Genomic DNA, 13,240 nt, shown 5'->3' on the forward strand with positions numbered 1-13,240 from the left:
GAACCCCCGAGCAGCACCAGAGGAAGGCACGTCTGAAGATGACAACTCCTTACACCACCACGCAGACCGGCACGCCGGTCGTCAGCGACGCACACTCGCTGACCGTCGGCGCCGACGGCGCCACGGTCCTCCACGACCGCTACCTGGTCGAGAAGCTCGCGCAGTTCAACCGCGAGCGGATCCCGGAGCGGATCGTGCACGCCAAGGGTGGTGGCGCCTTCGGTGAGTGGGAGATCACCGGTGACGTGTCGCAGTACACGCGTGCCGCGGGCTTCCAGCCGGGGGCCAAGGGCGAGGTGGCCCTGCGCTTCTCGTCCGTCGCCGGTGAGATGGGCTCCCCCGACACCTGGCGCGACGTGCGCGGTTTCGCGCTGCGCTTCTACACGAGCGAGGGCAACCTCGACATCGTCGGCAACAACACGCCGGTCTTCTTCATCCGCGACGCGATCAAGTTCCCGGACTTCATCCACTCGCAGAAGCGCCTCCCCTGGTCGGGCCTGCGCGACGCCGACATGCAGTGGGACTTCTGGACCCTGTCCCCGGAGTCGGCGCACCAGGTCACCTACCTCATGGGCGACCGCGGCCTGCCGGCCTCGTGGCGCGAGCTGAACGGCTACGGCTCGCACACCTACATGTGGACCAACGCCGCCGGCGAGAAGTTCTGGGTCAAGTACCACTTCATCTCCCGCCAGGGCGTCAAGTTCCTCGACAACGACGAGGCCGCGAAGATCGCCGGGACGGACGCGGACTACTACCGCCGCGACCTGTACGAGGCCATCGAGCGCGGGGAGAACCCGGTCTGGGACATCAAGGTCCAGGTCATGCCGTACGACGACGCGAAGACCTACCGGTTCAACCCGTTCGACCTGACCAAGGTCTGGCCGCACGCGGACTACCCGCTCATCCACTTCGGCAACTTCACGCTGAACCGCAACCCGAAGAACCACTTCGCGGAGATCGAGCAGATCGCGCTGTCCCCGGCCAACCAGGTCCCGGGCACCGACATCTCGCCCGACAAGATGCTGATGGCCCGCGTCTTCTCCTACCCGGACGCGCAGCGCTACCGCGTGGGCACCAACTACCAGTCGGTCCCGGTGAACCAGCCGCACGCCGCCCCGGTGCACAACTACTCGCAGGACGGCTCGCAGCGCCACCACTTCAACGAGGTCGGCGTGCCGAACTACGCGCCGAACTCGTTCGGTGGCCCCGTCGCCGACCCGGCTCGCGGCCAGGACGGCGCCTGGGAGTCGGACGGCGAGCTCGTGCGCACCGCGGCCACGCTGCACAGCGAGGACAGCGACTTTGGCCAGCCCGGCACGCTGTACCGCGAGGTCTACGACGACGGCGCCAAGGCCCGTCTGCTGGAGACCCTGACCGGTCAGGGCCAGGCCATCACGATCGACGAGATCCGTGAGCGCTTCTTCCAGTACTGGACGAACGTCGACGGGGAGCTGGGCGCCAAGCTCCGCGCGGCCGTCGCCGTCTGATCCACCCGCACCAGCAGAAGGCCGGGTCTCCACTCGTGGGGACCCGGCCTTCTGCCGTCCCGCCCCGGCCGAACGTAGGGACGGTCGCTCCATCCCGTCGAACGTAGGGACGGTCGCTTCATCGGACCGCAGGCGGCGACCACTCCTACGTTCACCCGATCTCCGCTACCGTGCGCCATGACAACGCGTCGGGAACAAGGGAGTCAACGATGTCTCGCTCGCTCATCCGGATCGGCGCCGCCCTCGCGGCCTGCCTGCTGGCACTGACGGCGGCGGCCGGACCGGCCACCTCGGCACCGAAGGACCCGAAGCCGGAGCCGACAGCCGCGTCCCACCGCGTCCTGGCGTTCTACCAGACCATCTACGAGACCGGTTCCGACGGCGTCCGCCGCTACGTCGACCCCAAGCCGCTCCTCGGCTCGGTCACCGACGTCAACGTCGGCGCCATCCACCTGAACGCGGACGCCTCCCTCACCGTCAACGACATCCCGGCGAACCACCCGGAGCTCGGCGTGATGTGGGACGACCTGGCCACGATGCAGGACCAGGGCGTCACGGTCAGCGCGTTCGTCGGCGGCGCCGCGCCCGGCACCTACCGGTACCTGCGCGAAGACTTCGACCGCTTCTACCCCGTGCTGCGGGACTTCCTGCGCGCGTACGGTCTCGACGGCGTGGACCTCGACATCGAGGAGACGTTCTCGCTCGCGGACACGATCCGCCTGGTCGACACACTGCGGGCCGACTTCGGCCCGGACTTCGTCATCACGCTGACGCCCGTCGCGACCGACATGGCGGGCCGCACGAGGTTCTCCGGCGGCTTCTCCTACGCCGAGCTCGAACGCCGCGCCGGCGACCGGATCGACTGGTACAACACCCAGTTCTACTGCGGCTGGGGCGACCTGCGGACCACCACCGTGTACGACCAGATCCTCGCGAACGGGTTCACCCCCGGCCGCGTCGTGGCCGGCACCGTCACCAACCCCGCCAACTGCAGCGGGTACGTCGACTGGCCCACCTTCGACGCCACGGTCGGCACCCTCGCCGCGCGGCACCCGGACTTCGGCGGGGTCTTCGGCTGGGAGTACTTCAACTCCGTCGGGTACGCGGGCGGCGGCCGGGAGAGCTGGTTCGTGCACGCCGCCGACGTGGTCAACCGCTGACGTGGTCGGCAGGACGTCAGGTAGTCGGTAGCCCGGAATGCCGACTACCTGACATTCTGCCGACCACCCGTGTCGGGGCGGGCCGGGATCGACGACAGGAGGCGGCGGGTGTAGTCGTGCTCCGGGGCGGTGAAGAGCCGGTCGACCGGGCCGGCCTCCACCACCTGGCCGCGGTGCAGCACCGACACCGTGTCCGCGAGCTGGCGGACGAGCGCCAGGTCGTGCGAGACGAAGACGTAGGTGAGGCCCAGCTCGGCCTGCAGGCGCACCAGCACCTCCACGATGTCGGCCTGCACGCTCACGTCCAGGGCGGACGTCGGCTCGTCGAGCACGAGCACGTCCGGCCGCTGCACCAACGCGCGGGCGATCGCCACGCGCTGCCGCTGGCCGCCGGACAGCGCCGCGGGGCGCCGCGACAGGAGGTCCTCTGCCAGGCCGACCGCCGCGAGCGCCTCCCGCACCAGGGCCGGCCGCTCGCCTGGCCGGCCGATCCGGAACCGGTCGAGCGGCTCGCGCACGAGCCGTCCGACACGCCAGGTCGGGTCGAGCGACGTGAACGGGTTCTGGTAGACGAGCTGCAGGTGCCGGCGTACCGAGCGGAGGTCCTTGGCCGAGCGGCCGTGCACCGGTTCGCCGGAGACGAGGATCTCGCCGTCGTCGGCCTGCTCGAGACCGAGCAGGAGGCGCACCGCCGTCGTCTTGCCGGAACCGGACTCCCCCACCAGCGCGTGCGTGGTGCCGCGCGGGACGGCGAAGGACACGTCGTCGAGCGCGATCAGGCGGCGTCCCTCCACGGTGAAGGACTTGGTGACGCCGCGCAGCTCCACCTTCGGCTCGGCGGCCGGGGCAGCGTCGGGGGCCGCGGCCGGAGATTCAGCCAGGGCCGGGCGTTCGGCGCGCAGCGCGCGGTAGCGGTCCGGGTTGAGCGCGGGCACGTCCGCCTGGAGCTCGCGCGCGTAGCCGGACCGGGGGGCGGCGAACACCCGCGCCGTCGGCCCTGCCTCCTGGACGGCGCCGTCCCGGAGCACGACGAGCGAGTCGGCCCGCTCCGCGGCGATCGCCAGGTCGTGCGTGATGAGCAGCAGGCCGATACCGAGGTCGGGCCGGAGCTCCGACAGGAGGTCCAGGATCCGCTTCTGGATGGTCACGTCCAGGGCCGACGTCGGTTCGTCCGCGATCAGCAGGGCGGGCCTCGGCAGCACCGCGAGGCCGATGAGGACACGCTGCAGCATCCCGCCGGAGAGCTGGTGCGGGTAGGAGTCGTACACGCGCTGCGGGTCGTCGAGCCCCACCTGGGCGAAGGTGTCGTGGATCAGCTCGCGGCGGGCGCGCGCGTCGCGTTCGCCGGTGAGTGCGGCGGCCTCGTGCGCCTGGGCGCCGATGGTGCGGACGGCGTTGAGCGAGCTGCCCGGGTCCTGGGGCACGAACCCCAGTGCGCGCCCCCGCAGCGGGCGGAACCGCCGCTCGGGCAGGGCGAGGATGTCGCGCCCGTCGAGCTCGACCCGACCGCTGGCCGCGCCGCCGTCGGGCAGCAGGCGCAGCAGCGACCGGGCGATGGTCGACTTGCCCGAACCCGACTCGCCGATGAGGGCGAGGCTCTCGCCCCGGCCGAGCGAGAAGCCGACGTCCGAGACGACCTCGGTGCGGCCGTACGAGACCGTGAGCCCCTCGACGCGCAGGAGTGCGGGCTGCTCGGACGTGCCCTCTACCTCGGCGGCGGTGGTCGCCTCGGACGTGGCGGTTGCTTCGGAGACTGTTGCGGCGGTCAGTGTCATGGTGCGCTCCCTCGGAGACTGGTCACGGGCGGGCGTTCGGGGGTCAGTCGGTCCGGCGCAGCCAGCGGCTGATGCGGTTCACCGACACCACCGTGGCGACGACGACCAGGGCAGGGGCGTAGACGAGCCACGGCGCCGTCGGGTAGTCCTTGCCCGAGGAGACGAGCAGGCCCCAGTCCGACGCCGGCGGCGGGTCCCCGTAGCCGAGGAAGGCGAGGCCGGCGATCACGAGGATCGACAGGCCGAACTGGAGCACCGCCAGGGCCAGCAGCGAGCGCGAGGCATTGGGCAGCACGTGCCGCAGCAGGACGTGCGTGCGGGAGCCGCCCTGCAGCACCGCCGCCTCGACGAAGACCGCGCGGCGCGTCTTGATCACCTCGGCGCGCATCACGCGGGCGAAGACCGCCACCGCCGAGATGCCCGTCGCGATCGCCGCGTTGACGGTCTGGAAGCCGAGCGAGCTGACGACGACGACGGCGAGCAGGAAGCTCGGGATCGCCAGCAGCACGTCGACGACGCGGGCCAGCACGACGTCGGTCCAGCCACCGGTAGAGCCCGCGACCAGGCCGATGGCGCCGCCCACGACGACACCTATCGTCACGGCGACGAGCGCGCTGGTGACCGACGACGCGGTGCCGTGCACCACCCGGGAGAACAGGTCGCGGCCGAGGTGGTCGGTGCCGAACCAGTGGGCGGCGCTCGGCCCGAGCAGCTTGTCGGCCGGGACGCCGTTGACCGGGTCCTGGCTCGCGAAGATGCCCGGCGCGAGCGACCAGAGCAGGACGACCAGGAGCACCGCGAACGCGACCACCACGGTGGGTGGGACGGCGGCGAGTCGGCCGGCGGGTCGGGTCCGGGCCGCGGCGGTGCGCCACGAGCCGACGACGGTGGTGGCGGTCATGAGGCGCTCAGCTCCCTCTCCAGGACGGACACCACCGGGGTTCTCCCGGCGGCCCCTGCCGAGTCCGGCCGTACCCGCGGGTCGAGCAGCGGGTAGACCAGGTCGGCGATCAGGTTGACGACGACGAACACGACGGCGGCCAGCGACACGACCGCCTGCAGCACCGGCAGGTCCTGCGTGGACACCGACCGCTGCACGAGGCTGCCGACGCCGGTGCGGCCGAAGACCGTCTCGATGAGGAGCGCACCGCCCAGCAGCTCCCCCACCGTCAGCGCGATCACCGTCACGACGGGGAGGGACGACGGCTTGAGCAGGTGCCTGGCGAACAGCCGCACCCGCCCGAGGCCGCGGGACCGGGCGACCGTCGCGTACTCCTGCCGCGACTCGTGGTCGAGGCCGGTGATCAGCACCTCCGCGACCTGGGCGGAGACCGGGATGCCCAGCGCGACGGCGGCGAAGAACGTGGCCCACGCGCCGTCGGGCTCGATCACCCGGAACAGGCCGAGCTGGAACGCGAAGACCTGGATGAGCAGCAGGGCGACGACGAACGCCGGCACCGAGAGGAACAGCGACGGGAGCGCGCGCAGCACCCCCTGGCCGTACCTGCGCGGGAGGGCCTGGGTGCCGAGCGCGATCGCGAACGCCAGGACGAGGGCCACCGCCAGCGCGGACGCCGCGAGCGCCAGCGTGGAGGGCAGCACCTCGGCCACCAGGCGGCTCACCGGCAGGTTGGACCGCAGGGAGACGCCGAGGTCGCCGACGAGGAAGTGGGACAGCGACTGCCAGAGCTGGACCGCGACCGGCTGGTCGAGGCCGTAGTAGGCGACGATCCGCTGGATCTCCTCCTCGGTGAACCCGTTCTCGGGGTTGCGGAGCGTGTTGGTCACCGGGTCGCCGGGCAGCACGCTGATCACCACGAACGTGAACACGTACGCGAGCAGCACGACCGCTGCCGCCTGGGCGAGGCGCCGGCCGGCGAACCGGAGATAGCTCGTGCTCATGGCTGCTCCATCCCGGCCATCAGTCCTCGAGCCAGGCCGTGTAGTAGCTCGCGTACGCGACGCCGTTGTACGTGACGTCCTTCAGGCTCGGGTTCTGCACGTAGATCCGCTGCACGATCTGGGTGAGCGGCGCGAAGTACGCCTCCTGGAGCAGGTACGCCTGCAGCTCGTCGACCGCCTTCGCCCGCTTGTCGAGGTCCGTGGCCTGCGCCACCGCGTCGCGCAGCTCGTTGGTCCTGGTGTCGCTCTCGCCCAGGCCGAACCAGTCCTCGCCGTTGTCGGCGTCGGTGAGGATGCTCGCCACCGTGCCGACGTCGATGAAGCTGCGCGTGACCTCGTAGTTGGACAGCGACGTGTTGTTCGATACGCGCTCGCCGTACGTGACGACGTCGTACGCCTGGATGTCGACGTCGAAGCCGAGCTCGCCCAGCTGCTGGGCGACCATCTCGTCGACGGCCTTGGACGTCGCCAGGTACGGGTTGGGGTAGAGCGTGAGCTCGAGCTTCTTGCCGTCCTTGGTGCGGACGCCGTCAGGGCCTTCTGCCCAGCCGGCGTCGTCGAGCAGGGACGCGGCGAGCTCGGGGGCGTAGGCGAACTCGGCGGAGTGGTCGGTCGCCTCGGGCACGTTGCTCTGGATCAGCGACTCGGCGGCGGACCAGTCCTCGGTGTAGACGGTGGACAGGATCTCGTCGCGGTCGATGCCGTGCTGGAACGCCTGCCGCACCTTGGCGTCGTCGAACGGCGCGACGCGGGTGTTGAGCCGGTAGCCGTTGACGAAGCCGAGGTAGCGGGGCACGTCGACGACGAAGCCCTGGTCCTTGAACGAGGCGAGCTCCTGCGGCGGGACGTTGTAGGCGACGTCGGCCTGGCCTGCCTGGACGGCTCCGGCGCGGGTGGAGGACTCGGCGACGAGCTTGTACGTGATCGAGTCGAGGTAGGCGGGTCCGGTGTGGCCGACGGCCTCAGGTCCCCAGTCGTAGTCCTCGCGCTTGGTGAGGACCACGCTGTCGCCCTCCTTCCAGGACTCGACGACGAACGGGCCGGAGCCGATGTCGTTGGACAGGTCGGCCTGCTCCTCGGCGGGACGGTCGAGCGTCTTCGGCGAGACGAGGATCGAGCCGTGGTAGCCCAGCGTCGGCACGAACCCGAGGGTCGGCGCGTCGAAGTGCACCTGCACGGTGGTCGCGTCGACGGCCTCCGCGCGGTCGTACGTCTTGGGGAACAGGCCGACGGGGTTGATGCCCTCCTCCGGCCTGCCGAACGCCCAGGTGTCGAGGTTCTGGACCACCGCGTCGGCGTCGAGCGGGCTGCCGTCCGAGAACGTCACCCCGTCCTTGAGGTGGAGCGTGAACTCGGTGGCGTCGTCGTTCTGCTCCCAGCTCTCGGCGATCCAGGGGCTGACCGCGCCCTCCTGGTCGACGTAGACGAGCTTGTCGGCGACGTGGCCCCAGATGTGCCCCTGGAAGCTCGAGATCGAGCTGTTGTTGGGGATCCAGGTGTCGCCGAGCGAGTCGATGAGGAAGACGATGTCGCCCCCGTCGTGCGGCTCGCCGCTGCCCCCGCCCGACGGCGCCGGGCCGCCGGCCGCGCAGCCCGCCGCGAGGGTGACGGTGGCGAGCACGCCGACGGCGGCCTGGACCGCTCGCCGCGTACGTCCGGTCCAGCGGCCGGTGCGCATTGTGGTCATCGGTGTCTCCTTCGAGTGCGAGGTCGGGCAACTGGCGCGGACGGTAGCGAGCAGATGCCGCACGTCCATGCCTTCTGCCGGACTTCTCACATCTTGAGACGTAATTCTGAGACAGCGATCTGAGACGGCTGCCGGGGTCGCAAGGTGTACTCGAAGCGTGGGTGCCAGGTCTGCTGAATCTTGTTCACCCTGGCCCCGAGAAGTTCAGGCTGGGTGAACAATTCAGCCCAGCCCGCAAACCCGTGCCGCAGCCGAACACAGTTCAGCCCACCCGGCACCCGCCGAACCAGTACTGTGTGCCCCGACGAGACGTCCGCGGCCACGGACCGCGACGGTTACGGAGCAACACCGTCGTCGTCGGGCAGGAGCCCGTCCGGGGCCAGGAATCCGTCCGGCGCGAGGATCCCGGCCGGGTCGAGGAGCGCCTTGATGGCGCGCTGCAGGGCAAGCTGGTCGGCGCCGAGCTCCGCCTCGAGCCACTGCCGCTTGGCCGAGCCGACGCCGTGCTCGCCGCTGATCGTGCCGCCGTGCGCGAGCGCGGCCCGGACCAGGGCGTCCGCCGCCTCGTGGAGCCTGGCCGGCGGCGCCGTCTCGCCCGGCAGGCGCGGCACGCTCAGGCCGGGGTGCAGGTTGCCGTCGCCGGCGTGCGCGACGGCGCTCACCTCGACGTCGAACCGGCGGCCGATCTCCTCGATCGCCTCCAGCACGGGCACCAGCGCCGAACGTGGCACCGCCACGTCCTCGCCTATCGACCACAGGTCGTCGCGGCGGCCGCGTCCCGTGCGGCGCAGCTCGTAGTAGCGCTCACCCTCGGCGTCGTCGAGCACCTCGGCATGCAGGCCCGCCGCCTCCAGCGCGACGGCGAGCGCCACGATCTCGGCGTCGGCGCCCGGACCGTCCGTCCGCACGAGGACCAGGCCGCCGCCGTGCCGGCCCGCCAGGTCGGTGCCGCTGTGCGCGTCGATGTTCACGAGCGTCGCGCGGTTGAGGAGCTCGACGGTGGAGGGGCGCACGCCCGAACCGGTCACGACGCCGACCGTGCGACCGGCGTCGGGCAGACCTCGCACCGACACCACGAGCGTGCGCACCACGGTCGGCGCGGGCAGGAGCCGCAGCGTCGCGCCGACGACGATCCCCAGCGTGCCCTCGCTGCCCACCATCAGGCCCACCAGGTCGTAGCCGGTGACACCCTTGACGCTGCGGTGCCCGGTCCGCAGCAGCGTGCCGTCGGCGAGCACCACGTCCAGCGCCAGCACCGCCTCGCGCGTCACGCCGTACTTGACGCAGCGCAGCCCGCCGGCGTTCGTCGCGATGTTGCCGCCGATGGTCGACGTCGCGGACGAGGCAGGGTCGGGGGCGTACATGAGGCCGTGCTCGCGCGCGGCGAGGTCGATGTGGTTCGTGATGACACCCGGGCCGACGACCGCCACCTGGTCGTCCGGGTCGATCCGGAGGCCGGTCAGTCCTGAGGTGGACAGCACTATCCCATCGGCGGGCGCCGTCGCCCCGCCGGAGAGGCCGGTCCCCGCGCCACGCGTCACCAGCGGCACGTCGAACGCGCTCGCGACGCGCGCGACCGCCTGGACCTGTTCCACGGTGCGCGGGACGACCACGGCTGCGGGCGGCCGGGCGGCGCGCAGGCCCGTCGCGTCGGAGCGGTACTGCTCGACGTCGTCGGGGGCGGTGCGCACGTCCGCCGCGGCCAGGTGCTCGCGCAGCGCGGTGACCAGTCCGGACGGCGCTGCCGGCCGGGTGGCCGGGACAGATTCGGAGGCCGACTCGGGGGCCGGTTCCTGGGCCGGTTCTGGGGCCGATCTCTTGGCGGGCGGGGTGGTTGTCGACATGCTGCGGTTCTACGAGGCGTTCCTCCGCGAGTCAACGGTCCGGCCCGGCGTCTCGGATCCTGGGCACTGTTCCGGCGGCTCGCGCAGCCCGGCCACCGGGGTGTCCAGCAACTGAGAAGTTCCGGGAAACCGGGCGGCGCCCCGGCCCGCGTGCCCTATACCTGCGCGGCATGACGCTCACCGACCCCACGCTCCCGGCCTCGCCGGCGGCGCCCGCGGCCCCTCTGACCCCGATCCCCCTGACCCCGTCCGCCCTCGCGCGGCGCCTGACCGTCCCGAAGGGTTTCGGCGACCAGAGCCTGCTCTCCCCGCGCCCCGACGCGATCCGCCTGCTCGGCGGCATCCCGGACCCGTCGGCGCTCCCCCTCGACGAGCTGCGCGCGGCGCTCGGCGAGGTCTGGGACGCCGGCGGGGCCGCCGCATCGCTCCAGTACTCGGGATCGCACGGCTTCGAGGGGCTCCGCGGCTGGATCGCGGAGCGCGAGGGCGTCGATCCGCGCCGGATCCTGATCACCAACGGCGGCATGCACGGCCTGTCGCTGACCGTCCAGGCGCTCGTCGAGCCGGGCGCCGTTGTCGCCGTCGACAACCCGGTGTATCCGCTGTTCCTCCGCACGCTGGAGCTGATCGCCGCGGAGACGCTGCCCGTGCCCGTCGAGGCGGACGGGCTCGACGTCGAGCACCTGGCCCGGCGCCTCGCCGACGGCGACCGCATCGCCGCCGTGTACACGGTGCCGGACTTCCACAACCCCTCGCAGGGCACCCTGTCGGCGGACAAGCGCGCGGCCCTGGTCGAGCTGGCCGCACGGTACGGCTTCGTGGTGATCGCCGACGACCCGTACCGCGAGCTGCGGTTCGCGGGCGAGGACCAGGGGCGGCGCGTCTTCTTCGACTCGGAGCACGTCGTGCACGTCAACACGTTCACCAAGACGCTCGGCCCGGGCCTGCGGCTGGGCTGGCTCGTGCTCCCGGAACACCTGGTCGACGCGGTGCTGCGCCTGCGCAACCGCCAGGACTCGCACTCCTCGACGTTCGTCCAGACCCTCGTCCAGCACCTGCTCGTGAGCCGGCCCGGCTGGTTCGACACCACGCTCACCCGCGCCCGCGACCTGTACCGGCACCGCGCGGAGCTGCTCGTGCGGGAGCTGGAGACCCGGCTGCCCGGACGGCTGACGATCACCGCGCCCGAGGGCGGGTTCTTCCTCTGGCCGCTGCTGGCCGACCCCTCGGTGGACGCCGCTGGGCTGCACGCCCGGGCCGCCGCCGCGGGCGTCGACTACCAGCAGGGCGAGTTCTTCGCGTCGGGACCTGGCACCGACTCGGCACGCCGGCTGCGGCTCGCCTACGGCGACCGCACCGATGCCGAGCTGCGCACCGCCGTCGAACGGCTGGCGGCTGCCTTCGACTGAACCGCGTCGCCCTGTCAGGTCCGGATAGTGAGAAATCCGGGTCTGGTCCTGGTCATCCGCCTTCCGGCGACCTATACCTCCCCACGGCCACCCGCCCGACGCGAGACCGCGCCGTTCCACACGTTGCGAGGAGCACTGCCATGACCGCACAGCCCGAGCAGGACACCGACCTGTCCGCCCTGGAGGAGCTCTTGGCCCAGCAGGACGAGCCCCAGCTGAGCCCCGACGAGTTCAAGACCGTGTTCCGCAACCACCCCGCCGGGGTCGCCGTCGTCGCGCTCCGGCACGAGGGCCGGCTCGTCGGGTTCACCGCGACATCCGTCATCTCGGTGTCCGCCGCTCCCCCGCTGCTCGCCTTCTCGCTCGCCTCGGCGTCGTCGTCCTGGCCCGCGGTCTCGGCCGCGCGCACCCTCACGGTGAGCTTCCTCGCCGCGGACCAGGACGACATCTCCGGCCGGTTCGCCACCAGCGGCATCGACCGGTTCGCCGACGGCGGCTGGACGGCACTCCCCAGCGGTGAGCCCGTGATCGACGGCGCCGTGTCGTGGTTCCGGGCGCGCGTGGTGCAGCGCACGCCGGTGGGAGACAGCTACCTGGTGTCGCTGCGGGCCCTGGAGTCCAGCCTCACGCGCACCGGCGGGGAGCCGGTCGCCTCCCCGCTGGTCTACAAGAACCGCGCCTACCACCGGATCGGCGACGACACCGCCGTCTGAGCCCGGTCTTGCCGCTGTCCCACCCCTGCGGCCCCACCCTGCGACTTCGGAGGACCCCATGCCCTCAGCACAGCCCCTCTCACCCTTCTTCGTGGGCCTCGACGCCGACGGCACCGGGACCCACCCGGCGTCCGCCGGCGTCACGGGCCTCGCCGGCGCCGACCTCGTCTCGGGCGACCGGCTCGCCCGTTCGGTCCGGCAGGCCGAGAACGCGGGCCTCACGTTCGTCTCGTTCGCCGACGCGCTCCTGCCCGCGGTGCCCGGCTCGCCGGCGTCGGCCCGCCTGGACGCCGTCACCCGCGCCGCGTTCGTCTCCCGCACGACGACGGCGATCGGCCTGGTGCCGCAGGTGCCGACCACCTACCCCGAGCCGTTCCACGTCGCGGCGCAGCTCGCCTCGCTCGACATCGCGACGGCGGGCCGCGCCGGCTGGGTCCCGTCCGTGACCCGCGATACCGAGACGGCAGCCGCCTACGGCCGCGCCGCCGTCCCGGACCTGGAGCGGGAGGCGCGCGACGTCGTCCAGGTGGTCAGGTACCTGTGGGACTCGTGGGAGGACGACGCGGTGGTGCGCGACGTGACCACCGGCCGGTACCTCGACCGCAACCGCGTGCACTACGTGGACTTCGAGGGCAAGAGCTTCTCGGTCAAGGGACCGCTCATCACGCCCCGCCCGCCGCAGGGGCAGCTCGTGGTCCTCGCGGCCGACGGCGACATCGCCCCGGCTCTCGGCCCCGGCGCCGACCTCCGGAGCACTACCGAGCAACTGGTCGACGTCGCGCTCGTCGGCGGGTCCGACGTCGCGGCGGTCCGGGCCGGTGCCGTGTCCGCCCGCGAGCGGTCCCCGCGCGTGGGCGTCGACATCGAGGTGGTGCTCGACGCCGGCGGGCGTACCGGCGCCGACCGCCTCGCGGAGCTGGACGCCGGTGCGCCACCCGCGAGCCGGACGCCGTGGGGCTCCGGCGCGCTCCGCCACGTCGGCAGCGCGGCGGGCCTGGTGGCGCTGCTCGTCAACCTTGCGACCCCCGGTCCGGACGGGCGGCGCCCGGTGGACGGCGTGCGCCTGCTGCCCGCCGTGCTCGACGTCGACCTGCCGGTGCTCGCGCGCGACGTCCTGCCCGCCCTGCGTGCGGCGCGGCTGACCGCGGCGCCCCGGCCGGGCGCCACCCTGCGCGACGCCCTCGGGCTCCCGCGCCCCGCCAACCGCTACGACCTCCGCGTCAGCGCCTGAACGCGTCAGCGCACCCAAAGGAGAGACCTGCC

Annotated in this window: 10 protein-coding genes; 5 read left to right on the forward strand and 5 right to left on the reverse strand. The window is 72.3% G+C overall.

What is annotated here, in order from left to right:
- Positions 1-38 precede the first annotated feature (38 nt).
- Positions 39-1,487 (forward strand): catalase, encoded by a 1,449-nt coding sequence (locus ACNYC2_RS16145; protein WP_419702766.1) that lies wholly within the window; start codon positions 39-41, stop codon positions 1,485-1,487.
- A 209-nt stretch (positions 1,488-1,696) separates the two neighbouring features.
- Positions 1,697-2,647, forward strand: a complete 951-nt coding sequence (locus tag ACNYC2_RS16150; RefSeq protein WP_419702767.1) for a glycosyl hydrolase family 18 protein — start codon at positions 1,697-1,699, stop codon at positions 2,645-2,647.
- A 44-nt stretch (positions 2,648-2,691) separates the two neighbouring features.
- Here ACNYC2_RS16150 and ACNYC2_RS16155 read toward each other — a convergent pair whose 3' ends face one another.
- The 5 genes from ACNYC2_RS16155 to ACNYC2_RS16175 form a co-directional block, all read right to left on the reverse strand.
- On the reverse strand, positions 2,692-4,422 hold the full coding sequence (locus ACNYC2_RS16155) for a dipeptide ABC transporter ATP-binding protein (RefSeq protein ID WP_419702768.1): 1,731 nt from the start codon (positions 4,420-4,422) through the stop codon (positions 2,692-2,694).
- Between the two features lie 43 nt (positions 4,423-4,465).
- Positions 4,466-5,323, reverse strand: coding sequence for an ABC transporter permease (locus tag ACNYC2_RS16160; protein ID WP_419702769.1), 858 nt, complete (start codon positions 5,321-5,323; stop codon positions 4,466-4,468).
- Positions 5,320-6,324, reverse strand: coding sequence for an ABC transporter permease (locus ACNYC2_RS16165; protein ID WP_419702770.1), 1,005 nt, complete (start codon positions 6,322-6,324; stop codon positions 5,320-5,322). The genes ACNYC2_RS16160 and ACNYC2_RS16165 overlap by 4 nt, the downstream gene beginning before the upstream one ends.
- A 19-nt stretch (positions 6,325-6,343) precedes the next feature.
- Positions 6,344-8,011 (reverse strand): ABC transporter substrate-binding protein, encoded by a 1,668-nt coding sequence (locus tag ACNYC2_RS16170; RefSeq protein WP_419702771.1) that lies wholly within the window; start codon positions 8,009-8,011, stop codon positions 6,344-6,346.
- Positions 8,012-8,346: 335 nt separating this feature from the next.
- Positions 8,347-9,855: an FAD-binding oxidoreductase gene (locus ACNYC2_RS16175; protein ID WP_419702772.1), complete on the reverse strand. Its 1,509-nt coding sequence runs from the start codon at positions 9,853-9,855 to the stop codon at positions 8,347-8,349.
- Positions 9,856-10,025: 170 nt separating this feature from the next.
- Here ACNYC2_RS16175 and ACNYC2_RS16180 point away from each other — a divergent pair, with 170 nt between their 5' ends.
- From ACNYC2_RS16180 to ACNYC2_RS16190, 3 genes are all read left to right on the forward strand, one after another.
- A complete protein-coding gene (locus ACNYC2_RS16180) occupies positions 10,026-11,264 on the forward strand; it encodes a PLP-dependent aminotransferase family protein (protein WP_419702773.1) in 1,239 nt (412 codons plus the stop codon).
- A gap of 140 nt (positions 11,265-11,404) precedes the next feature.
- The gene (locus ACNYC2_RS16185) at positions 11,405-11,977 is read left to right on the forward strand and encodes a flavin reductase family protein (RefSeq protein ID WP_419702774.1); all 573 of its coding nucleotides are present in this window, start codon (positions 11,405-11,407) and stop codon (positions 11,975-11,977) included.
- 58 nt (positions 11,978-12,035) lie between these two features.
- Positions 12,036-13,208, forward strand: coding sequence for an LLM class flavin-dependent oxidoreductase (locus ACNYC2_RS16190; protein ID WP_419702775.1), 1,173 nt, complete (start codon positions 12,036-12,038; stop codon positions 13,206-13,208).
- The last annotated feature ends 32 nt before the right edge of the window (positions 13,209-13,240 follow it).

The organism is Promicromonospora sp. NFX87 (assembly GCF_048564965.1).
Taxonomy (GTDB): domain Bacteria; phylum Actinomycetota; class Actinomycetes; order Actinomycetales; family Cellulomonadaceae; genus Promicromonospora.